Raw genomic sequence first — 23,928 nt, forward strand, 5'->3', positions numbered from 1 at the left:
TCAGACGGTCGGTCAGGCTCTGGTATCCTCCCCTGGCTCGGCTCGCTCTGAGATGCCGACGCGATGCCGATCTCGGTTCACGCTGACCATGCCCGCTGAACGCACCGAAGGAACGATTGCCGTCGTGCCCTGCCCACGGATCACCTTGCGCGTTGCGTCCGTCGTCTTCGCCATGCTGCTCGCCTCGGCCTGTCAGCTTCCGTGGGCCAGAACCGCCCCGGCCGACGGTCAGAACCGTGCGCGTCTGGGCCTCCGCACGGCCACGGTGGCGCGCGGCGATATCACCAGCCTGCTGGTCTACCCCGGCGAGCTACGCCCAAAGGCCGGGGCCATCGTGGCGACGCGCGTGGCCGGGCGGCTCGACCGCCTGCTGGTCGAGCCGGGGGCCAGTGTGCGCGAGGGCGACACCCTGGCTGAGCTGGACCGGTCGGCACTCGAAGTCCAGGTGGTGCAGGCCCAGGCCAGCCTCGCAGCGGCCGAGGCGCGCCTCGCAGGGCTCAAGTCCGGTGGCGACACCGATTCCCGAGCCGAGGCCGATGCCAGCCTGCGTGCCGCGAAGGCCCGCCTCGCGACTCTTGAAGCTGCGCCGAAGATCGAAGCGATACCGGCCCTGGCCCAGGCCGCCCGCGAGGCCCGCCGCCGGCTGTCCGAGCTGGAGGGCGGCCGTACCCAGGCGGTCGCTGCCGCCGAGGCCCGACTCGACGCCGCGCGCAGTCAGCTTGACACGGCGCTCACCAGCACCACGGCGGCTCCGCCACCGGCCGGCGAGTCAGCGCCCGGCGCGACCCCGTCGCCTGCCGCCCTAACGTCGCCGGCCGTCGAGCAGGCCCGGCAGGCGGTCCAGGTGGCGCAGCAGGAAGTGGCGCGGGCGCGCCAGCCGGTCGGGTCCGATGAGCTGGCTGCCGCGCGCCAGCAGCTTGCGGACGCCGAGGACGCGTTGCTGCAGGCCCGCTGGCCAGTCTCGCCGGGCGACCTCGACGAGGCGCGGGCCAACGTCGAGGCGGCCGAGGCACGCCTGCGCCGGGCGGGCCAGCCTTCATCAGAAGCGGCGATCAAGGCCGGTGAGACCGCCGTCGAGTACGCTGGCGCGGCCGTCGAGCTGGCGCGCGTCCAGCTCCGCGAGGCGACCCTGGTATCGCCGATCAGCGGCATCGTCGTGCAGACGCACCAGAAGCAGGGCGACACGGTCGCGCCGGGAACGGCCATCGTCACGCTCCAGCCGCCAGACTACGAGATCCAGGTCGCCATCGACGAACGGCAACTGGCCCAGGTGGCCACCGGCCAGACTGTCGGCGTGCTGGTCGACGTCTACCCTGGCGAGTCGTTCACGGGAACGGTCCGCTCGATCTCGCCCAGCGTCGAGGCGCGCACACGGACGGTCGCGGCCCGCGTGGACGTGCAAGATCCGCGCGCGAAGCTCAAGAGCGGCCTGTTCGCGCAGGTGGCTATCGCCGGGGGCAAGCGGTCAGGGGCGCTGATCGTGCCGCGCGAGGCCGTCGTCGGGACCAGCGACCTCGCCGTGATGGCGGTGCTGGACGGGCGGGCCCGCCGCCAGGCGGTCCAGATCGGCGTACAGGACGGCCGGAGCGTCGAGATCACCCAGGGTGTTGCCGAGGGAACAGAGGTGATCCTCACGCCGACCGGTATCCTGGATGGTGACGTGGTCGGCGGCGAAGGGAAGTAGCTCGCCAGCAGGGGGAGACGTTGAACGCACAGCAGAAGGCCACCATTGCCCTCGACGGGATGGGCGGCGACCATGCACCGGACGTCGTGGTCGAGGGCGCGATCCTCGCGGCGCGCGAGCTGGGCGTCAGCATCCTGCTGGTTGGCCCCGAGGCCGACCTCAAGCAACGGCTGGGCGGCAAGGCGGCCGGCCTGCCCATCGAGGTGGTCAATGCGACGCAGGTCGTCGAGATGGAAGAGCACCCGGCCAACGCCGTGCGCCAGAAGACGGACTCCTCAATGGTCGTCGGCGTGCGGCTGGTCAAGGACGGCCGGGCGCAGGCGTTCGTGTCGGCTGGGAACACCGGCGCGGTGATGGCGGCCGGGCTGTTCGAGCTGCGCCGCATCAAGGGCGTCGACCGGCCGGCCCTGTCAGCCGTCTTCCCGACCCGCAAGGGCGGCGCGCTCGTCATCGACGTGGGCGCGAACGCGGACTGCAAGCCAGAGTATCTGGAGCAGTTCGCGATCATGGGCTCGGTCTACATGGAGCGGGTCTTCGGCGTGAGCCGGCCGCGCGTCGGCCTGCTCTCGAACGGCGAGGAGGAGACCAAGGGAAACTCGCTGGTCCAGGCTGCCCACGCCCGCATCAGGGCGCTGCCGCTCAACTTCATCGGAAACGTCGAGGGCAAGGAGATCCCGACCGGCGACGTGGACGTCGTCGTCTGCGACGGCTTCACGGGCAACGTCGTGCTGAAGCTCTCGGAGGGGCTAGCCGGCGCGATCACCGGCCTGATCCGCGAGGAGATCAACGCCTCGCTGATCTCGAAGATCTTCGCGGCCGGGGTGCTCCCCGCGTTCCGCCGCGTCCGGAAGCGGCTCGACTACGCTGAGTACGGCGGCGCGCCGCTCCTGGGCCTGAATGGCGTCTGCATCGTGGCCCACGGCCGCTCGAACGCTCTCGCCATCAAGAACGCCGTTCGAGTGGCCGCGCAGGCCGTCGAGAACGACGTGGTCGGCCAGATCGCCCGTGGGGTGGCCGATGCGGCAGCGGCATCTGAGGCCGGCGCCAGCGACGACTGACCCGCTTCTGTCACCTTCCCGTAACACGCACAGCGAGCGTAGCGGCCACCTTCGACTGCCCAATTTGACAACAACGGGAGAACTCGATAGAGTACAGCCCGAAACGTGGTGCGACTCGACGGGCGCTCTGCCCGCCTATCCGCCCACAGGAGGCTGGTTTGGCGTACCGCCCGTATCGAGGCCGGCGGCGACGGGGCTCCGGCTGGGGCTTCGCGCTTGGCGCGCTGGCCGCAGGGTCGATGGTGCTTGCCGTGACCTGGTACCTGCACGTACCGGTTCCAAGCTGGATCGGCTCTCGAAACGTCGAAGCCGTCTCGGTCCCCGTGGCCGAGCCGGTGCTGCTTCCGCCTGCGCCACCGGCGCGGACGGCTGACTCGTACCTTGTCGAAGGGGACAACGCATTTCAGCGCGGCGACTGGCGAACGGCCTCGGATGCCTACGAGCGCGCCGTGCAGCTTGATCCCACCATCGGGCAGGCCCAGGTTCGTTGGACGCGCGCGCTCATCGCGCAGCACCGCGTGAACGAGGCCGTCGAGCAGGGACGCCGGGCCATCGCCGTGCTGCCAGACAACGCCGAGGCCCGAGCCGGGCTGGCTGTGGCGCTCGACTGGAGCGGTCAGGTTGACCGGGCCCTGCAGACGGCGCTCTCCGCCGTCGAGAAGAACCGACGTTCCGCCCCGGCCTGGGCAGCCGTCGCCGAGGTCTACGCGGACCTCTACCGTCTCCGTGAGGCCGACGAGGCGCTGGACGAGGCCCTGCACCTCGCGCCGAACGATCCAGAGGTCGCTCGCGTGCAGGGCGTCATCTTCGAGACGCGTGCGGACTACCCGGCCGCCGTCGATGCCTACGTGCGGGCCGCCGAGCTTGCTCCGCGCTGGTCGTACCTCCAGGTGAGCCTGGGGCACGCCTACCGCGTGCAAGGCCAGTACGACGAGGCCCTTGACGCCTTCGCGAAGGCGGTCGAGCTGTCCCCCACGGATGCGCGCGCCGAGGCTGGGCGCGGCATGGTCTACCGTGCGCGCGACGAGTTCGATCATGCTGCTGGACGCTTCCAGCGCGCTATCGAGCTGGATCCGACGTACTCGACGGCGTACGCGCAACTGGCCTGGATCCACTACGCGCGCCGCGAATACGACCGTGCCGAGCCGCTCTTCGTGCGGGCCATCGAGCTGGACCGCGACGCCGGTCGGCTCGCGCAGTACCGCCATGCGCTCGGCTGGATCTACCTGAGCGCGAAGCGCACCGGGGAGGCTCGCGAGCAGTTCACGCGGGCGCTGGAGTTGAACCCGAACCTTCAGGGTGCGAAGGACGGGCTGGCGATGCTTCAGCCCGCGCAGCCGGCCGCCGCACCGCGCCGGCGCTGACGCTCGCCCTGACGAGGAAAGCCCTCACCCGTTCGGCGGCGGCCGGGGGTGAGGGCCATCCTACAGGCTCCGCTGCCGGGTTACTCTCGGAGCAGGCCTGCGATGCTCGGGCGCGGTGCGCCAGGATCGGCGGCGAGGATGCGCGGCTGAGGCGGCAGGGTGTCGGCGTGCGAGGCGTCGACCACGCGCAGCTTCGACGCCGCCGGCAGGCCGATGGCGATGCGTTTGCCGTCACGTGCGATGGTGATCAGGCCAGCCGCCATCGACACATCGACCACGTCTAGCGGCGTTCGCGGCTTCAGGCCGGACTGCTCGTAGAAGTTCATCAGGTCGAAGTCGTCTTCGGCCTCCTCGATGATCCGCTCGACGACGACGCTCTGGCCGCGCTTCGCCTCCGAGAGCGCGAACGCGTGCGGCGACGGACGGGCGCCGGTGCCCGGGATCGGGTTGCCATGCGGGCAGGTCATCGGATTGCCAAGCACGGTCATGAGCCGCCGCTCGACCTTCGCCGAGATGACGTGCTCGACCATGTGCGCCTCTTCGTGCGATTCGCTCCAGCCGAGACCGAGGATCTCGGTGAGCAGGCGCTCCGCCAGCGCATGTCGCCGCACGATGCTCTCGGCCTGGGTCCGCCCCTCGTCCGTCAAGTGGACGGCCTTGTGGTCGTCCATGGTGATCAGACCGTCGCGGATCATCCGTTGGAGGGTCGCGGTGACGGTCGGGGGCGCCACACGGATCCGCTCAGCCAGCCGCGCCCCGATGATGGCAGCGCCATCTCGGGTCATGTAGTGCATGACCTGGAGATAATCTTCAATCGTCTTGCTCGGTTTGTGATCCATGGGTTGGGCCTCCGATCCGAGCCTGTGGCCTATCCTACATCGTTGCTGAGGAGCGTGTCAGCGCTGGCATCGCCAGCGCCGGGCGCGGCTCCTTTAGAATAACTCTTCCTTAGCCACTGCCAGCGGATTGTACGCCTTCACCAGCGGCCTGCCAAGCACCCCCAGGGCGAGGCTGCCCAACCCGTGGACCGTGCGCGGAGTACCGTGACTCAGCCGCTTCGCCTGATGCTGTTTGCGCTGTCGCTGGCGCTGCTCGTGGCCTGCAACCGCTCCGAGCCGCCGACGGTCGTGCGCCCGACGCCCTCGCCGGCGGCCATCGCGCCGCTGGTGCTGGGCGGCATCCTCGACATGTCCGACGACGCCGGTCCGAACGGGCGTCAGCGCTACGAGGCGGCGACGCTTGCCGTCGAGCTGATCAATCGGCGCGGCGGGGTGCGCCTGCCGAACGGCGACCGCCGGCAACTGGAGCTGCGCATCTTCGACGATGCTGGCAGCGCAGACCGGGCCGAGTCCGGCGTGCGGCGTTTGGTCGAAGATGGCGCGATCGCCATCGTCGGGCCGTCCGCGCCAGACGCACTGCTGCCGGCGCGGCGCGCCGCCGAGACGGCCGGCATCCCGTCGATCGCCCTGGAAGCGCTGGACACTGAGAGTGCCCCGAACGCGCCCTGGAAGTGGACGTTTGCGCTGGCCGCGCCGCCAGACGAACCGCTCTCGGCCACGCTCGGCTTCTTCCTGTCGAGCGGTGTGGACCGTCTGGCCTGGATGGCCCCGCGCACCCTGCCGATGGCCAACATGGCCCGGACGGTGCGCCGGATGGCGAGCGGCGTGGGGATGCAGGTTGTGGCCGAGGAGAGCTACGCACCCGGCGAGGAGGATCATGCCGAACGGCTCCAGCGGCTCCAGGCGGCGGACCCGCGCGTGATCCTGGCCTGGGCGGGCGACGCCCACGAGGCGGCAGCCATCGCCCTCGAAGCGAAGACTGTCAAGGATCTGGTCCCGGTCTTCTTTGGGCCGGCCGCCTCCGCGCCGTCGACGCTGACGCTGGCTGGCGAGGGCGGCAACGGCGTTCGGACGGTCACGCTGCGGCTGCCGGTGGCCGACGACCTCTGGGACCACGACCCGCTGACGCCGGTCATCCGCGACTTCCGCCGCGAGATGGTGGCGAAGACCGGCCGCCAGCCAACCTCCGAAGCGGCTCAGACCTGGGATGCTGCGCGCCTGCTGGTGTCGGTAGTCGAGCGCGTCGGGACGGATCGGGCGGCGATCCGTGACGCGCTCGAAGGCACGCGCGACTACGTCGGTGCCAGCGGCGCGGTCACGTTCGGGCCACGTCAGCACGACGGGCTGGACAAGCGCGCCTTCATCGTGGCGCGCGGCGAAGGCCAGCGGTGGCGGCTGCCGCCATAGGCAGGTGGCTCGGCAGGCGTGAATCGCAGGGTCGCTCGGTGCCCATCGTCAACCTGACAGCAGCGAGAAACGCCTCCCCTCCGTCATCCCGACCGCAGCGAGGCACGAGCGGAGAGGGATCTTCTCCTTCTGTGGCGTGAGAAAGATCCCTCGACCGCGTTCGCACGCTCACGTTGCTCGGGATGACGGGGGAAGCGTCGAGTGACCCGACCCGGTCGTTCACGACGGACAGGCCCCGAGAAGCCCGGCCGCTCGCGACTGACGCTGCTCGCCACACAGGCGGCCGGTCGTCTACGCTGAGGCAGCACGATCCCTGGCGGCCCGGTTCGCTGCAAAGGATCGCCTCATGACTGCAAGGAGGCACTCATGCAGGGCATGATGATGGACTATCCGCTGACGCTGCTCCCACTGCTCGAACGGGCGAACCGCCTGTTCGGCAAGAAGGAGATCGTCACTCGTGTGGGCAACGGCCTCGTCCGGGCGACGTACGCGGACCTCTACCGACGGGTCCAGCAGTTGGCTGGCGCGTTGAGCGCCCTGGGCGTCCAGCCGGGGGACCGTGTCGCGTCGTTGTGCTGGAACCACCAGCAGCACCTGGAGCTGTATTTTGCCGCCCCGTGCATGGGTGCGGTGCTGCACACCGTCAACTTTCGCCTGTTCGTCGATCAGATCGCGTTCATCCTCAACGACGCCGCAGACCGCGTCATCGTCGTGGACGACATGCTGCTGCCGCTCGTGGAGCAGATGCTCCCGAAGACGCCGGGCGTGCGGCACGTCCTGGTCGTCGGAGCGCTCCCCGACAGCCTGACATCCATCGATGGCCGCCCGGTCACCGCCTACGAGGAGGCCCTGGCCGCCGCGCCGGGGGCGTTCGCCTTTCCGGCCCTGGACGAACAGGCTGCAGCCGCCATGTGCTACACCTCGGGAACGACGGGCAACCCAAAAGGCGTCGTCTACAGCCACCGTGCGCTGGTGCTGCACTCGCTGACCGAGGCCCTGCCAGACGTGATGGCGATCCGCGAGCGCGACGTGATCCTGCCGGTGGTCCCGATGTTCCACGTCAACGCCTGGGGCATCCCGTTCACGGCGACCATGCTCGGGGCGACCCAGGTGCTGCCGGGCGCCGCCCCCACGCCGGCCGACCTCGTTCGCCTGATCGAGCAGGAGCGTGTCACGCTGACGGCCGGCGTCCCGACCGTCTGGCTGGGCGTGCTCGCGGCGCTGGAAGGCGGCCAGCACGACCTCAGCAGCCTGCAGCGGATCATCGTCGGCGGGTCGGCGGCTCCGCGCGCCATGATGGAGCGGTACGAGCGCGAGTACGGTGTCCCCGTCTGGCACGCCTGGGGCATGACCGAGATGACGCCGCTCGGCTCGATCTGCTGGACCAAGAGCTACCTGGACGCCCTGCCTGAGGACGACCGCTGGAAGATCCTGGCGACGCAGGGCCTGCCCTCGCCGTTCGTCGAGCTGAAGGCCATCGACGCCGACGGGAACGACATCGCCTGGGACGGCAAGACGCTGGGCGAGATGGTGGTCCGTGGCCCGTGGGTCACCGCCGGCTATTACCACGATCCTGCGCCCGGCGAGCGGTTCACGGCGGACGGGTGGTTCCGCACCGGCGACGTGGTGACCATCGACCCGGAAGGGTATTTCCAGATCGCAGACCGCACCAAGGATCTGGTCAAGAGCGGCGGCGAGTGGATCTCCAGCATCGACCTCGAGAACGCCCTGGTGGGCCACCCGAGCGTGGCCGAAGCGTGCGTCATCGCCGTGCCGCACGAGAAGTGGGGCGAACGTCCGCTGGCCTGCGTCGTTCGGAGTGCCGGCGCTGAGGCGGTAACGGGCGCCGACCTGATCGACTTCCTGCGGCCCAGCTTCGCCCGCTGGTGGCTGCCCGACGAGGTCGTGTTCGTCTCCGAGCTGCCACGCACCGGCGTCGGCAAGCTCGACAAGAAGGTGCTGCGCGACCAGTACCGGGGCGGAACGCCGTAAGGCAGAGCGGCAAGCAGGTCGCCGCCGGGCCAGATACCAGCAGAAGGCCCGCACCGGTCGGTGCGGGCCTTCTGACGACATGCTTTGAAGAGACGGAGGCGACTACCGTCTGGCGGGTACCTGGGCGGGCGCCTGGACCGGCGCCCGACCGGGCGTCCCTGGCTGCACGGCTGGCTGTCCCGGCTGGCCGGTCAGCGGGGCCGTGGACGAGGCCGGCGACCCGGCCGGCCCGACCACCGGCGAGATGTTCGGGCGTGGCGTGCTGAGCGGGCTGGAGTCGTTGCGGGACGGCTCGGCGATCGAGACCGGCTGGTTCAGCTTGCTGTAGGCAATGGTCAGGTCGAGCGCGGCGGCCATCGGCTCGCCCTGCGGCTCGATTGATGGCAGCTTGACATTCAGGATGAGCCGCTCCTGGCGGACCATCCGATCCTGCGCGCCGACCCAGACGTCGACGGTGCCGTTGAGCGACGCCAGCGCCGCACGGGCGTCCCGGTCGCTGATCGCGGGGAGCAGCGGCTCGATCAGCGGGCTGAGGTCGAGCGCGGACGTGTAGTGCTGCGCGGCGACGCCGTCCACGGTCTCGGTGCCCACGAGCTTCACGTCACGGCCCAGGCGGGTCACGTCCGACGAGCTGATCGGCCCGACCGCCACGGCCTGCGGCGACGTCTGGCGGGACCAGCGCGGCTCGAAGCGGGTCCGCGTGAAGACGGTGTCGCCGACCATGACAACTTCGGCCGTGAACGGCCCGAACTTGAACGACGACTTCTGCCGGTCAGGCGACGAGAGATCGCCCTCGCCCAGGATATCGACGGTGATGCCGTCCATCTTGGCGGTCCCGGCCAGCGCGAAGTGGGCCGAGTTGAAAGGCTTGATCTCGGGGGCCTGTTCGGCAGGCGCTTCCGCTGCCTCCGCCGCGAACGCGACACGTCCGGCGCTCAAGAAGAGCGTCAGCACCATCACCGCTGCCATGAGCCGCTGCATGCACTGCTCCTTATGTCGAGATCGAGGCACGACAGCGCGTACCGTCGATCTCGGCCTGCGGCCAGTATATCTCAGTCTGACCCGCCTGTCCTGTCCCGGCCGTGGCACCGCGGGGCGATTGCATGTTCATTGGTGTTCCTGAAACGCCGTCGAACGAGCGGTCGGAGCTGCACGACGAGCCCATCATGCAATCGTCCTGCGTGGTACCGTTTGCGTTATGTCGAACCCTTCGGAAGCCGCACGGGCTGGATCCCTGCGCGACTACGGCGCCCTCCGCGAGCAAGCCATCGAGCTGGTCCGCGCCGCTGCCGATGGACTCCCCGACGACGCCCTCGCAGCGGCGTTGTTCGGCATCATCGGTCCCAGCACGGCGGCGACCGGGGCATCGTGGACAGCGCTGCTCCCGGCGATCCTCAGCAGCGAATCAGCCCTCGAACGGCGCGACGGGCGCTGGCGGCTCGCCGAGCGTGCCCGACGCACCAACGCGCTGCTCAGGCCACCTGACCGGGCACAAGCCGCCAACAGAAGATCCGCGCCTGCCCCTGCACCCACCCCGGCTGACGCGAGCCCATCGTCGCCAGCGGCGTCGGCAGCGGTGGGGCCGGCCGCCGCGCAACTGCCGGAGTGGACGCTCGGGCCTTCGCCGTCTGAGCTGTCGACGTTCTGGCCGTCGCTGCTCGGCGCGCCGGGCAGCGACGATATCCTCGCGATGGCGCTCGTCACAACGGGGGCCGATCCACGCACGCACCGGATCGTGCGGCTGGCCATCGCCGCGTTGCACCCTGATGGGACCGTCAGCCGCCTCGATGCCCCGATCAGGGTCGAGCAGCGGCTGCCCGGCTACCTGCAGGCCGGCGCACGCACCCGCTACGACGACCTTGCCGAGGGCTACACCTGGGACGAACTCGTTCCCAGCATGCTGGCGCTCGCCCAGGCCCGGCCGATTCACGTCTACGGCGCGGCCCGCGCACGCGTCTTCATCGCTGCCGAGCTGGAGCGGGCAGAGCTGCCCCCGCTGCCGCTGCCCCTGATCGAGGCCGACACCCTGTTGCGCGGCCTGCTGCCCGGCGACCGCAAGCCGGGGCCGGTCGCAGCCGCGCGTGAGCTGGGTGTGCCGTATCGCGAGCCGGGCGTGCCCGTGGCCGACGCCGAGGCCCTGGCGCGCGTCGTGGGCCGACTGCGCGAACGACAGCGCAGCAGCCCATCGCGCGCGGTGACCGTCGAGATCGAGGAGCAACGCGAGGGCTACCGGCCGCTGCCGTTCACCCGTGCGTGGCTCGCAAATGTCCCCGACTGGCCCGGCGTCTACACGTTCCTGGACGAGGCCGGGCAGGCGCTGTACGTCGGCAAAGCCGTCTCGCTGGCTCGGCGGCTCGGGGACTATGTGCGCCGCCAGCCGTCGGCCCACCGCAGCCTTGATGCGCTCGCCGTGCGGACGGTGGATGTGTCGATCCGCTCAACGGCCTCCGACCTCGAAGCAGCCCTGCTCGAAGCGCGGCTGATCCGGGAGCTGCAGCCCGAGTTCAACGTCGCGCGGGGGACGCGTGCGCCGCGGACGATCATTCGGGCTGACCCCGACGCGCCCTCGCCATCGGTGCGGCTGGTGTCGGAGACCGCGGCCGATGGCGCGCGTTACTTCGGGCCGCTGACCAGCGGCAAGTCGGCCCAGACCGCCCTCAAGGCAGCGCGGGCGGCGTATCCAGACGCCTTCCTTCGCAAGCGCACGGACACCGCTGCCCAGCGGCAAGCGGTCCTGAACGTCTGCGCGCTGCTCAGCGGCCAGAAAGGACCGGCGCGCGCGCTGCTCCAGCAGCGGATGCGAGAGGCGGCGGCACGCGGCGATGCTGCCGCGGTTGCCGCCCTGCGCCAGGCGCTGCGGGATGTCCAGGCCCTGGAGCTACAGCCGTCGGTGGTGGCCGGCCTGGGGCCAGGAGCATCGCTGCTGCTCCTGGAGCCGATCGCGACTGGCTACACGCGGCTCCACCTGATCCGGGACGGCGAGCTGCTGGTGTCGGTCAGCTGGGGCGTGTCCGCGCTTCCCAACGATCCCGACGCGCTGCGGGCGCTCGAAGCGGAGCTGCTCGCCGCGCGCGCCGAGACCAGGCCGTCGCCGCCGCCCCAGGCCATCGCTGAGCCCGAAGATGACGACTGGGACGACGATGAGTCGGCGGATGTATCCGTGCCGCCGCGGCCGTTCCACCCTGACGACTGTGCCCTGGTCATGCGCTGGCTGGCGCAGGCGCGCGGACGCATTGAGGTGGCCCGCGTGCCGCGACGGGACCACCCGGCCGACGACTGACCGGTCAGGAGCGCGTCGCTTCGACCACTCGCGCGGCCTGTTCCCGTCGTCCCGCGCGGATCTCGGCCAGCCGGTCGGCAAGTGTCTGCCGCTGGGTCTCGTCTTTCAGCGTCCCGAGATTGATCTCGACATTCGCCGCCGCGCCGTCCATCGCCGCGACCCCCAGCAGCGCCGCGACCGCGAGGTCGCTGGCGGCATTGACGTTGGTCTTGCCCACTGCCCGCTCGGCCTGGTCGACGACCTGGCCGCAGGCCTCGGCAAGGGCCAGCGGGACCAGCGCCGCCGCGTGTGTGGCCGACTGGATGGCACGCTGCCGCGCGGCCTTCTCCTCGTCGGTCGTGCGTGGAAGCTTGTAGGCCGCCATGACGCCGTCATACGCCGTGGCGTCCCTGGCGATGCCATCTCGCAACTGGCTCGCAAGGTGGCCCGCTGCCTCGCGGATATCGCGGACCTCGGCATCGTGCGCCGCGTACTTCTCGCGGCCAACCGTCAGGTTGCAGACCATGCTCACCAGGGCCGCGCCGAGCGCACCGGCCAGCGCAGAGGCCGAGCCGCCGCCGGGCGTCGGGTCGCCGCTCGCGAGGCGGTCGATGAACTGATCCACCGTCAACGTTGTCAAGCTCTCGCCTGGCATGCTTCCCATCCTTACCGGTCGGCGGGCCGCCTCCTGGACTGCGCGCGGACCGTCCGTATAATGCTGCCACGCCGCGCCGCCTGAAATGGCCGGCCTGGAGTCGCAGTGCAGTTCGTCGAGTGTGTCCCGAACTTTAGCGAAGGCCGGCGTCCTGAGGTGATCGCCGCCATTCGCGCGGCAGCGGCCGACGTTCCTGGCGTCACCGTGCTCGACCTTCATGCCGACCCGACGCACAATCGGATGGTGCTGACCTACGTTGGCTCGCCGGCCGCCGTCTCCGAGGCCGGCTTCCGCTGCGTCGAGACGGCGGCCCGCCTGATCGACATGACCGTGCACCAGGGCGAGCACCCCCGCATGGGCGCGACCGATGTGGTGCCGTTCATCCCGCTGACCGGCGTGACGATGGATGATTGCGTGGCCCTGGCGGAGCAGGTTGGACAGCGGATTGGCGACGAGCTTCGGATCCCCGTCTACCTCTACTCGCGAGCGGCCCGCCGGCCCGAGCGTGTGCGCCTGCCAGACGTACGGCGCGGCCAGTACGAGGGCATCCGTGACACTATTGAGACGGACCCTGCGCGAGCGCCGGACTTCGGTCCGGCCCGGCTGGGCACGGCCGGCGCGACGGCGGTCGGGGCACGACCGTTCCTGGTCGCCTACAACATGAATCTGGCCACGGCGGACCTCGCCCTCGCCAAGAGCATTGCCAAGAACGTTCGCGAGTCGAGCGGCGGCCTCAAGGCCGTCCAGGCGCTCGGCATGGCGACTGGCGACCCGAACGTCGTGCAGGTGTCGATGAATCTGCTCGACACCTCGGTGACGCCCCTGCACGTGGTCTATCGGACGGTGGCCGAGCAGGCTGCCGCCGCCGGCGTCGAGGTGATCGAGAGCGAGATCGTCGGATTGCTGCCGATGGATGTCTTGATCTCGACCAGCAGAACGCACGTCAAGGCACGCGAGCTGGGGATGGACCAGATCATCGAGGCGCGCCTCTTGCAGGCACTCAGCGGAGCAGAGCCTCCGGCCGACCGAGCTTAGCGGTCGGCCGGAGGACGCCAGCGGGACTACTATCGGTCCAGGGAGGCGAGCGGATCGTGGAAGAGGCGCGCAAGGACCGATCCGCGGCCCGCGACCTGCCGGCTGACGATCTTCGGGCCGACGTTCGGTATCTCGGGTCGCTGCTTGGCGCCGTCCTGCTCGAGCAGGGCGGCGAGGCGCTGCTGGCCGCTGTCGAGCGGGCGCGGACGCGGGCCATCGAGCTGCGGGACAACCTGGACGTCGATCTCTCGGCGCTGCTGTCGCTGACCGCCGACCTCGATCCCGACCTCGCACCGTCCGTGGTGCGGGCCTTCGCCAGCTACTTTCACGTCATCAACACGCTGGAACAGGAGCACCGGCTTCGCTCGCTGCGCCAACGCCAGTTGGCCGCGCCCGACGAGCCGCTGCGCGAGTCCATCGCCGAGGCCGTCGCCGCTGTCCCAGCCGACATGCCCGTTCAGGACGTGCAAGCGTTCCTGGCGCAGTTGTGTGTCACGCCGACCTTCACCGCGCACCCGACCGAGTCGCGCCGGCGCACGGTGCTCGATCTGCTGGCCCGGTTGGGCGAGGTTGTCCGGCTCGGAGATGGGCGAACGCTGACCCGCGAGGAGCAGTCGTCACGCGAAGCCAAGATCCTCGAAGCGATCACCCTGCTCTGGCAGACCGAGGAGGTTCGGCCCCGCCGCCCGACGGTGCTGGACGAGGTGCAGACCGTCCTGTCCATCGTCGGCCCAAGCATCTTTCGGGCGACGCCGGTGATCCACCGCGAGCTGCGGCGCGCGTTTGGCGAGCGCTATCCGCACGTCCAGTTGCGAGCCGGACGGGTCGTCGAGGTGCATTCGTGGGTCGGTGGCGACCGCGACGGCAACCCGAACGTCACGCCAGAGGTGACGCGCCAGACCATTGGCCGGCATCGTTCGGTGGCGCTCACCGGCTACCTCCGTCGCGTCGAGCAGATCGGGCACGAGCTGAGCGTCGCCTCCACACGGGCGCTCATCTCCCACGATCTGGCGAACTCGCTGCGGGCCGACGCCGACGTGATGCCTGAGCTGGCGGCCGAGCTGGAGCGCCGCGCCCAGATCGAGCCGTACCGCCAGAAGCTCGGCTTCATCGAGGAGCGGCTCCGGCGGACCCAGGCGACGGCGTGGGATCTGCCGGTGCCGCCGCCAGGAGCGTACGCCAACGTCGACGAGCTGATCGCCGACGTGGAGTTGATCCGCGAGAGCCTGCGACGGGCGCATGCGGGACGATTGGCCGATGGTGCGCTGGCCGATCTCCTGACCTGCGCGCGGACGTTCGGTTTCCACTTCGCGGCGCTGGAGATCCGCCAGCACAGCGACCGCCACGAGCAGGCGCTGACCGAGATGCTGGCCGCCTGCGGCCTGGCCGACGCCTACGGCAGCCTGCCCGAAGCTGAGAAGGTCAGGCTGCTCAGCCGTCTGCTGGAAGAGGCCCGCCCGCTGCCGGTCAGCATCGCGAAGCTGAGCGCGGCGAGCCGCGAAACGGTCGCCGTCCTCGGAGTCGTTCGCGAGATCCAGGAGCGGCTGGGTCGTGACGCCTGCCCCACCTACATCGTCTCGATGACCCACGAGCCGAGCGACCTGCTCGAAGTGCTGGTGCTGGCGCAGCAGGTCGGGATCTACCCGCCGGGCGCGAACGAGGCCGGCCTGGCGGTGCGCGTGGTCCCCCTCTTCGAGACGGTCCATGAGCTGGCCCGCGCCGACGAGATCATGCAGTCGTTGCTGACCTCGCCGCCGTTTCGGCGGAACCTCGCGGCGTGGAACGACGAGCAGGAGATCATGCTCGGCTACTCCGACAGCAACAAGGACGGCGGCTCGGTCGCCTCAAGCTGGCAGCTCTACGCCGCCCAGCAGGCCCTGGCAGCCCTTTCGGCCCGCCACGCGGTCCGCTTCGTGATCTTCCAGGGGCGGGGCGGGGCCATCGGGCGGGGCGGCGGACCGATGCAGCGCGCCATCCTGTCCCAGCCGCTCGGCGCGGCCGGCGGACGGTTCAAGGTGACCGAGCAGGGCGAGGTCGTCTACGCCCGCTACGCGAACCAGCATATCGCCCGTCGCCACCTGGAGCAGATGGTCGGCGCGGTCATCCGGGCCTCGCTGGACCCGGCCGCGCGGGCCGGGCAGGCACCTGCCGATCCGACCTGGGCCACGCTGATGGACGGCATCGCGGAGCGCGGCCGGCAGGTTTACCGCGCGCTGGTCTACGAGTCGCCCCACCTGCTGCCGTTCTTCCGCGAGGCCACGCCCATCGACGTGCTCTCGCAACTGACGGTGGGCTCGCGCCCGGTCAGCCGGGGCAGCCGGGGCAATATCGACGACCTTCGTGCGATCCCCTGGGTCTTCTCCTGGACCCAGAATCGCAGCAACCTGCCGGGCTGGTACGGCCTCGGAACGGCGCTGGCAGAGGTGGCGGCCGAGCCGGGCGGCTCCGAATTGCTGGCAGAGCTGTACCGCCGCTGGCCGTACTTCCGCTCGCTGATCGACAACACTCAGATCAGCCTGGGCGTCGCGTCGCCGCCGGTCACGCGCCTGTACGCGCAACTCGTGGCTGACCCCAAGGCCCGGAACTCGGTGCTCGCCGCCATCGAGCGCGAGTTCGACCTGACGCTGCGCTACGTCTTGCTGGCGTCGGCGCAGGATCGGTTGCTGGAGCGCGCGCCGGTCCTGCGCCGCTCGATTGCCCTGCGCAACCCGTATGTGGACCCGATCCACTGCGTGCAGGTCGAGCAGTTGCGGCAGTGGCGCGCTGATGGCAGCCGCACGGACGATCCTCGCCTGCGGACGCTGCTCCAGACCGTCAACGGGATCGCCGCCGGCCTCCAGAACACCGGGTGAAGAATCTCTTCCCTGTCGCCTGTTCCCTCGCATGCGGTAACATCTGTCAGGAACGGAGGACGCCGATGGTGCGTCTGGAGCGCCTATCCGCCTGAGGTCGTCAGCACGCTTCGCAACTGCTGCGCTGCTGGGCCTACGGCAGAGAGCGGTCAAGTTCGCGAAGTTCGACGGCGTACCGCGCCGTCCAGGGAGTGTGCATGGCGAAAGGCACCGCGGTAGAGGTTGAAGGCACCGTCACTGAGGCGCTGCCGAATGCGACGTTCCGCGTCGAGATGGACAACGGTCACATGGTGCTGGCGCACGTCAGCGGCAAGATGCGGAAGTTCTTTATTCGCATCCTGGCGGGCGACCGCGTCAAGATGGAGCTGTCCCCCTACGACCTGACGCGCGGTCGGATCACCTACCGCTTCAAGTAGCAGCTGGTCCAGGTGATCCCAGGGGCGTCAGCGTTGACCGTACCGGGTCACCCGAAACGTCGGCGAGCGTCCGAAGCGTCTATCGTCGAACGCTCAGCCGACGAGGGCGGTGCGCAGCTCTTCGAGCAGGTGCGAGGGGTCGAGACCCTCGTACCCGAGGTGCTGCACGAGCTCCTCAGCTGTGTAGCGCTGGCCCTCGCGCCAGCGGTCCACCAGAAAGCGGCCGGCCCGCGCCGAGCGATACCAATCCTCGTCGTGCTCCTGGGCCAGGAACGCCGAGAGCTGGCTTCCGAACAGCGCCGCCCGCAGGTGGCGCGCGCCGGCGAACGGATCGTCCGTGACGTTCAGGAAGTCCTCGGCGAACGGGCGGACCATCAGCGCATCGGCGAATCGGTCCACGTACTCCGACTCCAGCATCTCCGGCTCCGGATGCTTCCGTAGCTCCACCTCGTACAGGTGGCTGGCCGCTGCCCGGCGCACGCGGTAGAGCCGCTCGAACGCCTGAAGGCGGATGGCATCGCGGGTGGCGTCGGCCTCCAGGCGCAGCGAGAGCCAGTCCGGCTTCCCGAGCAGCCCGGCGAACAGGAGGCCGTACCCTTCGCTCAGGGCCGCGTCGCCGAAGCGCCGGTAGACGATGGACTGCGTCGGGTCAGCATGCGCGTACCGCTCGGCCTCGCCCACCAGCCGCAGCATCGCGGAGACGTCGGCGTAGCCGCCGCGCGGGGCCAGTACTGCCACTACCTCATCTGGGACGCCGATGGGCGCGACGAACGAGCGGGCGACGCGGTCCGCCAGATCCTGTTGGTCGAGTTTGACCTGGGTCTGGTCCTGCAGCCGGATGCCGAGGTCCCAGACCATCCGCGTGACAGTCGGCATCAGGCGGTGATCCGGGAAGATGCGGTCGTAGGCCTCGCCCCGGAACAGCCATTCGAGATCCACCTCCCAGGCATCGCCGTCGTCCAGCTTGAAGTGGATCAACTGGTCGCGCAGGGCGTCCAGGTACAGCTCTCTCGTCTCCTCAAGCAGCCAGGTGGCCAGTTTGGACACCTCGTCGACGGCCACGGCGCGGACGGTGGCCCAGAACCCGAGGTCGTCGGTCGGCTGATCGTACTGACCGAGCAGCAGCATCTGCTCGCGGGCCGCCCGCAGCCGGTCCAGACGCAGACGCTGGAGCGGCTTGTAGACACCGCGTAGCTGCTCGTCCAGCTCGTGGCGCGGCTCCCTCTCGGGTTCGAGGGTGACCATCTGCTGGGCCAGCCGCCACGGCAGCGTGTCGCCACCCCAGTCGACCGTCGTGAGCCGCTCCTGCACGGCGATGTCGGCCTGTGAGCGGGCCTCGGCGCTCCGGACGAACTGCTCCAGCACCAGCCGCTGCAGCCCAGGTGCGACCCGCTCGTCGGCGTCGATGTCCAGCAGTTGCTCGTAGGCGTCGAGCGACCACACCTCGGCGTACCGCTCGTAGATGGACGGCCAGCGCAGCCCTTGATACCGTCCACTACGATCCAGGTAGTGGGACCGCTCGAGGTCGGTTACCAGCAGGTCGGCGTCGCGTTCGAAGAAGGCGAGATGCATGGCGGATGTCCGTCAGGCGGGCTGCGACGGAGGCCCGGGCCACTTCTGGCCGCGCGTTGCGACGAGTCTGGGTGCTTCGCCGTGCGCCGCGAGTATAGCATTCGCCTGAAGGAGAGGAGCCGACGTGAAACCGTCCGTCAAGCGCGTTGCCGATGCCCTGCACGCCGCCGGTATCGACGCCGAGATTCGCCAGACCCCCGCCAGCACGCGGACCGCCGAGGAGGCCGCCGCGGCGGTCGGCGCCACCGTCCCGAGAATCGTCAAGTCGCTGGTCTTCCTGGCCGATGGCGAGCCGATCCTGGCGCTGGTCTCGGGGTCCAATCGCCTGGATACTGCTCGACTCGGCGCGGCGCTCGGCAAGAGCATCGCGCGGGCCGACGCCGCCACCGTCCGCGCGGCGACCGGGTTCGCCATCGGCGGCGTGCCGCCGCTCGGGCACACCACCCCGCTGCCGGTCATCATCGACCGCGACCTGACGACGTTCGATGTCGTCTGGGCGGCGGCCGGCACGCCAAACGCCGTCTTTCCCGTCGCGCCGGCCGAGCTGGTCCGGGCCACTGGCGGCACGGTCCTCGACCTCAAAGTCGAGGCCGACGCCTGACCGGTTCGGGAGAGGAGCGCGTCGCTGGTACAATCCAGGCCAGCGGAAGGGCCGGCCTGGCCCCGGTGATGATATGCACGGCGGAGCCGTCAAAGAACTGTTCAACGTCCTGACCACTCGCGACGCGTTCGCGAAGCTCGAGGCGTACCTTCACGGGCCGGTCGCCGTCGAGCGGGTGCGGACGGAAGACGCACTGGGGCGCGTACTGGCCGAGAGCCTGGACGCGCCCGGCCGCCTGCCGACGTTCCGCCGGTCGACGATGGACGGCTTCGCGGTGCGGGCCGAAGATACGTTCGGCGCGAGCGAAGGGCTGCCGGCCTACCTGACCATCGTGGACGAGGTGCTGATGGGTCGGCCGGCTCGGCGCAGCCCTGAGCTGGGCGAGACGGTGCGGATCGCGACCGGCGGCATGCTCCCAGACGGCGCGGACGCCGTCGTGATGATGGAGCACACCCAGGACGTGGACGCCACCACCATCGAGGTGCTGCGGCCCGTCGCGCCCGGCGAGCACGTCATCCAGATCGGCGAGGATGTGGAGACGGGCGTCCGCCTGCTCGACGCCGGCCACGCGCTCCGGCCCCAGGACGTGGGCGGTCTGCTGGCGCTCGGCATCACCGAGGTCGGCGTCTCGAAGCGGCTGCGCGTCGGCATCATCTCCGGCGGCGATGAGATCGTGTCGCCAGACCGGCAGCCCGGTCCCGGCCAGATCCGCGACATCAACACCTACACCATTGCCACGCTGGTCGAGCGGGCCGGCCACACGCCGGTGAAGTTCGGCGTCGTGCCGGACGTCTACGAGGCGCTGGAGACGGCCGCCCGCGAGGCGCTGCCCCAGGTGGACGTGCTGATCCTCTCCGCTGGCAGCTCGGTCAGCACCCGCGACATGACGGCCCAGGTGATCGCCTCACTCGGCACGCCGGGCGTGCTGGTGCATGGGGTCTCGCTCAAGCCCGGCAAGCCGACCATCCTGGCGATGATCGGCGACAAACCGGTCTTTGGCCTGCCCGGCAATCCGGTCAGCTGCATGGTCACGTTCGACCTGTTCGTTGGCCCGACGTTGCACCGGCTGGCCGGCCGCACCGATCCGGAGTTCCGCCAGACGGTGTCGGCGCGGCTGACCCGCAACGTCGCCTCGGCGCCCGGCCGCGAGGACTACTTCCAGGTTCGGCTCGACCACCGCCCAGACGGGATCTGGGCCGAGCCGGTTTTCGGCAAGTCAAACCTGATCTACACCCTGGTCAAATCGGACGGCATGGTCCGCATCGACCTCGACACCAGCGGCCTGACCGAGGGGCAGTGGGTGCAGGTCATCCTGTTCTAACGCCTGCACACACGCGCGAGCACTCGAATTCCACATGCGCGCGGCGAGGCGGCTGCTGTCCGACCACCGACCGGCGCTCGGGACGGAGCCACGATGCCACGCAAGGTCTATCTCGAAGATATCCCGCTGGACGAGGCCCGTCGGCGCTACGACGAGGCGCTGGCGGCAGCCGGTGCGCTGCAGCCTATCGAGAGCGAGCGGGTGCCGGTTGGCGACGCGCTGGGACGCGTCACAGCGTCGCCGGTCTGGGCGGCCCTCTCCAACCCGCACTACCACGGCGCGGCGATGGACGGCGCGGCGGTCCGTGCCGAGGACACGCGAGGCGCGTCCGAGGCCACGCCGATCCGTCTGAAGCTCGGCCCGGAGGCCGAGTGGGTGGACACCGGCGACCCGCTGCCGGACGGCATGAACGCCGTCATCATGGTCGAGCACATCCACTCGCACGGCAGCGAGATCGAGATCATGGCTCCCGTCGCGCCCTGGCAGCATGTCCGCTCGATGGGCGAGGATATCGTCGCCACCGAGCTGGTGCTCCCCGAGGGCAAGGTGCTCGCGGCCGTCGATCTCGGGGCGGCTGCCGCCTGCGGACATCCGTACCTGAACGTGCGACGCAAACCACGGGTCGCGATCTTCCCCACTGGCACCGAGCTGGTCGAGCCGGGCACGAACGTCAAGCCGGGCGACATCGTCGAGTTCAACTCGCTGATGCTGGCCGGCCAGATCGCCGAGTGGGGCGGCGAGCCGCACCGCCAGGGCATCACGGCCGACAAGTACGAACTGCTCAAAGAGCGCATCTCGGCGGCGCTGGACACCCACGACATCGTGCTGGTCAACGCCGGCTCGTCGGCCGGCTCCGAGGACTTCACCGCCCGGATCGTGAGCGAGCTGGGGCAGGTGGTTGTCCATGGCTGCGCGATCCGGCCCGGCCACCCGATCATTCTCGGGGTGGCGCGCGGCAAGCCGATCATCGGCATCCCTGGCTACCCGGTCTCGGCCGTCCTGACCTGCGAGCTGTTCGTCAAACCGCTGATCTACCGACTGCTCGGCGCGAGCGCCCCGACCCGCCCGAAGGCGACGGCGACCATCACCCGCAAGATCCTCTCCCCAATGGGTGAGGACGAGTTCCTGCGCGTCAAGCTGGGCCGCGTCAACGGACGGCTGATCGCCACGCCGTTGCAGCGGGGCGCGGGCGTCACTATGTCGCTGGTGCGCGCGGACGGGATCGCCTTGGTCCCGCGCCTGTCGGAGGGGCTCCAGGCCGGCGCCGAGGTCGAGGTCGAGCTGCTGCGCGACCCGGCCGAGATCGACCGGACCATCGTCGCCATCGGCAGCCACGACCTGACCCTCGATCTTCTGTCGAGCGAGCTGAGCAAGGCCCACACTGGCCTCAGCCTGTCCTCGTCGAATGTCGGCAGCCTGGGCGGCCTGATCGCCCTGCAGCGCGGCGAGGCGCACCTGGCAGGATCGCATCTGCTGGACGAGGACAGCGGCGAGTACAACGTCTCCTACGTCAGGCGCTACCTGCCCGAGACGCCGGTCGTGCTGGTCAACCTCGTCTACCGTGACCAGGGGCTGATCGTGCCGAAGGGGAACCCCAAGGCGCTCGGCGGCCTGGACGATCTCCTGCGGCCAGACGTCCAGTTCGTCAACCGGCAGCGTGGGGCCGGCACCCGCGTGCTGCTGGACTACCGTCTCAAGCAGATGGGGGCGGCGCCGGCCCTGATCCAGGGCTACCGCCGCGAGGAGTACACCCACCTGGCCGTGGCCGCAGCCGTATCGGGCGGCTCGGCGGACACCGGCCTGGGCATCCTGGCGGCGGCTCGCGCGCTGCATCTTGACTTCGTGCCGCTCATGAAGGAGCGCTACGACCTCGTCATCCCCAGGCCCGTCTACGAGTCGGGCCTGCTCGACCCGCTGCTCGCGCTGATTCGCGGGGCGGCCTTCCGCGAGCAGGTGGCAGCGCTGGGCGGCTACGATGTCTCCCAGATGGGCGAGGTGGTCGCCGAGATCGGGTAGGGATGCGCACCGGCATCACCTGCCGCGCTCTGCCATTCCCAGGGGGGCCGGACGCCTCCGCTACAATTCCCCCGTACACCCTGATCCTGGTTGACTTTCTGGAGTTCACGACACCGTGTCGATGACTTCAGGTGGGGAGCGAATGGTGTCGGAGCACAACGTCGACGTCTGCATCATTGGGACTGGCCCCGGCGGGTACGTCGCCGCCGTGCGGGCCTCCCAACTCGGACTGAAGGTCGCGGTCGTAGAGCGCGAGGAGCTGGGCGGCGTCTGCCTCAACCGAGGCTGCATCCCGACCAAGGCGATGCTCCGCTCGGCCGAAGTCCTGACGACCATGCGCCACTCGGCGGACTACGGCATCAGCGCCGACAACATCACCGTCGATTTCGGCAAGGTGGTGGACCGCCGCGAGAAGGTCGTCAAGCAACTGGTGGGCGGCATCGGCGGCCTGATGAAGTCGTACAACGTCGAGGTCATCAAGGGCCACGGCCAGTTGACCGAGCGTGGCAAGGTCAAGGTCTCAGGCGCATCGGATGCGACGGTCAACGCCAAGAACGTGATCCTGGCGACGGGGTCGCTCCCGGCGAAGCTGCCGATACCCGGCGGCGATGGCCCTGGCGTCATCGACAGCGACGGCGCGCTGGCCCTGCGCGAGATCCCGAAGTCGATGCTGATCATCGGCGGCGGCGCGGTCGGCAGCGAGTGGGCCTGCGTGTTCGCGTCATTCGGCACAAAGGTGACGCTGGTCGAGATGCTGCCGACGCTCCTCCCGCTTGAGGATGAGGACATGGGCAAGACGCTGGCGCGCTCGCTGCAGCGCCAGGGCGTCACGGTCCACACCGAGGCGAAGCTCGAAGAGATCACGGTCGGCGACGATGGCCTGAGCGTCGGCACGCTGACGCTCAAGGACGGCAAGCAGGAGAAGGTCGCCGCCGAGAAGATCCTGGTCGGCGTGGGCCGCAAGCCGAACACGGCCAGCCTGGGGTTGGAGACTGTCGGCGTGGCGACCGACCGCCGGGGCTTCGTGCCGGTCGACGACTACCTTCGCACGAACGTCCCGAACGTCTACGCTATCGGTGACCTCAGCGGTCGGATGCTGCTGGCACACGTCGCCTCGCACCAGGGCGTGGCCGCTGTCGAGGCGATTGCCGGCAAGGGCCACCCGATGGACTACAAGGCCGTCCCGGCCTGTACGTACACCCATCCCGAGGTCGCCTCGGTCGGCCTTTCCGAGAAGAAGGCGCGCGAGGCCGGCTACGACGTGCGGATCGGGCGCTTCCCGTTCGTCGCCAGCGGCCGGGCGATGACCTACGGCGAGACGGACGGCATGGTCAAGGTCGTGGCCGACGCCAAATACGGCGAACTGCTGGGCATGCACGTCATCGGCCCCCAGGCCAGTGAGCTGATCCCCGAGGCAACGCTCGGCATCCGGCTGGAGGCGACCCTCGAAGACATCATGGGGACGATCCACGCCCACCCGACGCTGGCGGAGGCCATCGGCGAAGCGGCCTGGGCGGCGGCCGGCGGCGCCCTGAACCTGCCGAAGCCCCGCGAGCGCGCGTAGGGTGGATCGTGGATCGTGGATCGTGGATCGTGGATCGTGGATCGTGGATCGTGGATCGTGGATCGTGGATCGTGGATCGTGGAAGCATACCGGCTGACGCGCGCCGCTGCGATGGAGTAAAAACGCAACTCCCCATGGCATCCTGAGCGCAGCGAAGGATCTCACGCGCTGACCGTCACGGTTGGGAGATCCTTCACGTCGCTCGCAAGCTCGCTCGTTCAGGATGACAGACGCTTTGCTGACCGCTGACGCAAACGTCGAGGGGCAGCAGATAGCGCGAACGTTGACGGTCA

The 23,928-nt window shown here is 69.8% G+C and carries 17 protein-coding genes; 13 read left to right on the forward strand and 4 right to left on the reverse strand.

The annotated features are described in order from the left end of the window. The first annotated feature begins 88 nt into the window (after window positions 1-88). The 3 genes from IT306_07425 (at window position 89) to IT306_07435 (ending at window position 4,106) form a co-directional block, all read left to right on the forward strand. Window positions 89-1,684, forward strand: coding sequence for an efflux RND transporter periplasmic adaptor subunit (locus tag IT306_07425; GenBank protein MCC7368234.1), 1,596 nt, complete (start codon window positions 89-91; stop codon window positions 1,682-1,684). A 59-nt stretch (window positions 1,685-1,743) separates the two neighbouring features. After that, a complete protein-coding gene (plsX, locus tag IT306_07430) occupies window positions 1,744-2,742 on the forward strand; it encodes a phosphate acyltransferase PlsX (protein ID MCC7368235.1) in 999 nt (332 codons plus the stop codon). A 158-nt stretch (window positions 2,743-2,900) separates the two neighbouring features. After that, the gene (locus tag IT306_07435; GenBank protein ID MCC7368236.1) at window positions 2,901-4,106 is read left to right on the forward strand and encodes a tetratricopeptide repeat protein; all 1,206 of its coding nucleotides are present in this window, start codon (window positions 2,901-2,903) and stop codon (window positions 4,104-4,106) included. 80 nt (window positions 4,107-4,186) lie between these two features. Here the strand turns inward: IT306_07435 and IT306_07440 are convergent, their stop codons facing one another. Continuing rightward, window positions 4,187-4,945 carry a metal-dependent transcriptional regulator gene (locus IT306_07440; protein ID MCC7368237.1) on the reverse strand — a complete coding sequence of 253 codons (759 nt, stop codon included), beginning with the start codon at window positions 4,943-4,945 and terminating at the stop codon, window positions 4,187-4,189. A 204-nt stretch (window positions 4,946-5,149) separates the two neighbouring features. Between IT306_07440 and IT306_07445 the strand changes: the two genes are divergently transcribed. After that, window positions 5,150-6,352, forward strand: a complete 1,203-nt coding sequence (locus tag IT306_07445) for an ABC transporter substrate-binding protein (GenBank protein ID MCC7368238.1) — start codon at window positions 5,150-5,152, stop codon at window positions 6,350-6,352. 378 nt (window positions 6,353-6,730) lie between these two features. Next, window positions 6,731-8,344: a long-chain fatty acid--CoA ligase gene (locus tag IT306_07450; GenBank protein MCC7368239.1), complete on the forward strand. Its 1,614-nt coding sequence runs from the start codon at window positions 6,731-6,733 to the stop codon at window positions 8,342-8,344. A gap of 102 nt (window positions 8,345-8,446) precedes the next feature. On the opposite strand, the gene IT306_07455 is transcribed toward IT306_07450, so the two are convergent. Then, window positions 8,447-9,325: a hypothetical protein gene (locus tag IT306_07455; protein MCC7368240.1), complete on the reverse strand. Its 879-nt coding sequence runs from the start codon at window positions 9,323-9,325 to the stop codon at window positions 8,447-8,449. Window positions 9,326-9,542: 217 nt separating this feature from the next. Between IT306_07455 and IT306_07460 the strand changes: the two genes are divergently transcribed. Beyond that, window positions 9,543-11,624, forward strand: coding sequence for a hypothetical protein (locus IT306_07460; GenBank protein MCC7368241.1), 2,082 nt, complete (start codon window positions 9,543-9,545; stop codon window positions 11,622-11,624). A gap of 4 nt (window positions 11,625-11,628) precedes the next feature. Here IT306_07460 and IT306_07465 read toward each other — a convergent pair whose 3' ends face one another. Next, window positions 11,629-12,258, reverse strand: a complete 630-nt coding sequence (locus IT306_07465) for a cyclodeaminase/cyclohydrolase family protein (GenBank protein ID MCC7368242.1) — start codon at window positions 12,256-12,258, stop codon at window positions 11,629-11,631. Window positions 12,259-12,363: 105 nt separating this feature from the next. Between IT306_07465 and ftcD the strand changes: the two genes are divergently transcribed. From ftcD to infA, 3 genes are all read left to right on the forward strand, one after another. Next, window positions 12,364-13,293, forward strand: coding sequence for a glutamate formimidoyltransferase (gene ftcD / locus IT306_07470; protein ID MCC7368243.1), 930 nt, complete (start codon window positions 12,364-12,366; stop codon window positions 13,291-13,293). A 56-nt stretch (window positions 13,294-13,349) separates the two neighbouring features. Then, window positions 13,350-16,145 carry a phosphoenolpyruvate carboxylase gene (gene ppc / locus IT306_07475; protein MCC7368244.1) on the forward strand — a complete coding sequence of 932 codons (2,796 nt, stop codon included), beginning with the start codon at window positions 13,350-13,352 and terminating at the stop codon, window positions 16,143-16,145. A gap of 197 nt (window positions 16,146-16,342) precedes the next feature. Further along, window positions 16,343-16,561: a translation initiation factor IF-1 gene (gene infA, locus IT306_07480; protein ID MCC7368245.1), complete on the forward strand. Its 219-nt coding sequence runs from the start codon at window positions 16,343-16,345 to the stop codon at window positions 16,559-16,561. A 93-nt stretch (window positions 16,562-16,654) separates the two neighbouring features. Here the strand turns inward: infA and IT306_07485 are convergent, their stop codons facing one another. Continuing rightward, the gene (locus tag IT306_07485; protein ID MCC7368246.1) at window positions 16,655-18,133 is read right to left on the reverse strand and encodes a hypothetical protein; all 1,479 of its coding nucleotides are present in this window, start codon (window positions 18,131-18,133) and stop codon (window positions 16,655-16,657) included. A 124-nt stretch (window positions 18,134-18,257) separates the two neighbouring features. Here IT306_07485 and IT306_07490 point away from each other — a divergent pair, with 124 nt between their 5' ends. From IT306_07490 to lpdA, 4 genes are all read left to right on the forward strand, one after another. Beyond that, complete coding sequence (locus IT306_07490; GenBank protein MCC7368247.1) at window positions 18,258-18,734, forward strand: YbaK/EbsC family protein; 477 nt, start codon at window positions 18,258-18,260, stop codon at window positions 18,732-18,734. A 73-nt stretch (window positions 18,735-18,807) separates the two neighbouring features. After that, entirely contained in the window at window positions 18,808-20,055 is a 1,248-nt protein-coding gene (locus IT306_07495) for a molybdopterin molybdotransferase MoeA (protein MCC7368248.1), read from the forward strand. Between the two features lie 93 nt (window positions 20,056-20,148). Further along, window positions 20,149-22,071, forward strand: a complete 1,923-nt coding sequence (locus tag IT306_07500) for a molybdopterin biosynthesis protein (protein MCC7368249.1) — start codon at window positions 20,149-20,151, stop codon at window positions 22,069-22,071. Between the two features lie 142 nt (window positions 22,072-22,213). Next, complete coding sequence (lpdA, locus tag IT306_07505) at window positions 22,214-23,635, forward strand: dihydrolipoyl dehydrogenase (protein ID MCC7368250.1); 1,422 nt, start codon at window positions 22,214-22,216, stop codon at window positions 23,633-23,635. Window positions 23,636-23,928 lie beyond the last annotated feature (293 nt).

This window comes from Chloroflexota bacterium, from assembly GCA_020850535.1.
Lineage (GTDB): Bacteria > Chloroflexota > UBA6077 > UBA6077 > JACCZL01 > JADZEM01.

What these genes read in the sequence shown, in the direction of transcription:
- IT306_07460 (MCC7368241.1), top strand. Translation starts at nt 9,543, where the DNA reads ATGTCGAACCCTTCGGAAGCCGCACGGGCTGGATCCCTGCGCGACTAC.
- infA (MCC7368245.1), top strand. Translation starts at nt 16,343, where the DNA reads ATGGCGAAAGGCACCGCGGTAGAGGTTGAAGGCACCGTCACTGAGGCG.
- IT306_07440 (MCC7368237.1), bottom strand. Translation starts at nt 4,945, where the DNA reads ATGGATCACAAACCGAGCAAGACGATTGAAGATTATCTCCAGGTCATG.
- IT306_07455 (MCC7368240.1), bottom strand. Translation starts at nt 9,325, where the DNA reads ATGCAGCGGCTCATGGCAGCGGTGATGGTGCTGACGCTCTTCTTGAGC.
- lpdA (MCC7368250.1), top strand. Translation starts at nt 22,214, where the DNA reads ATGGTGTCGGAGCACAACGTCGACGTCTGCATCATTGGGACTGGCCCC.
- IT306_07485 (MCC7368246.1), bottom strand. Translation starts at nt 18,133, where the DNA reads ATGCATCTCGCCTTCTTCGAACGCGACGCCGACCTGCTGGTAACCGAC.
- IT306_07500 (MCC7368249.1), top strand. Translation starts at nt 20,149, where the DNA reads ATGCCACGCAAGGTCTATCTCGAAGATATCCCGCTGGACGAGGCCCGT.
- plsX (MCC7368235.1), top strand. Translation starts at nt 1,744, where the DNA reads ATGGGCGGCGACCATGCACCGGACGTCGTGGTCGAGGGCGCGATCCTC.
- IT306_07495 (MCC7368248.1), top strand. Translation starts at nt 18,808, where the DNA reads ATGCACGGCGGAGCCGTCAAAGAACTGTTCAACGTCCTGACCACTCGC.
- IT306_07425 (MCC7368234.1), top strand. Translation starts at nt 89, where the DNA reads ATGCCCGCTGAACGCACCGAAGGAACGATTGCCGTCGTGCCCTGCCCA.
- IT306_07450 (MCC7368239.1), top strand. Translation starts at nt 6,731, where the DNA reads ATGATGGACTATCCGCTGACGCTGCTCCCACTGCTCGAACGGGCGAAC.
- IT306_07465 (MCC7368242.1), bottom strand. Translation starts at nt 12,258, where the DNA reads ATGCCAGGCGAGAGCTTGACAACGTTGACGGTGGATCAGTTCATCGAC.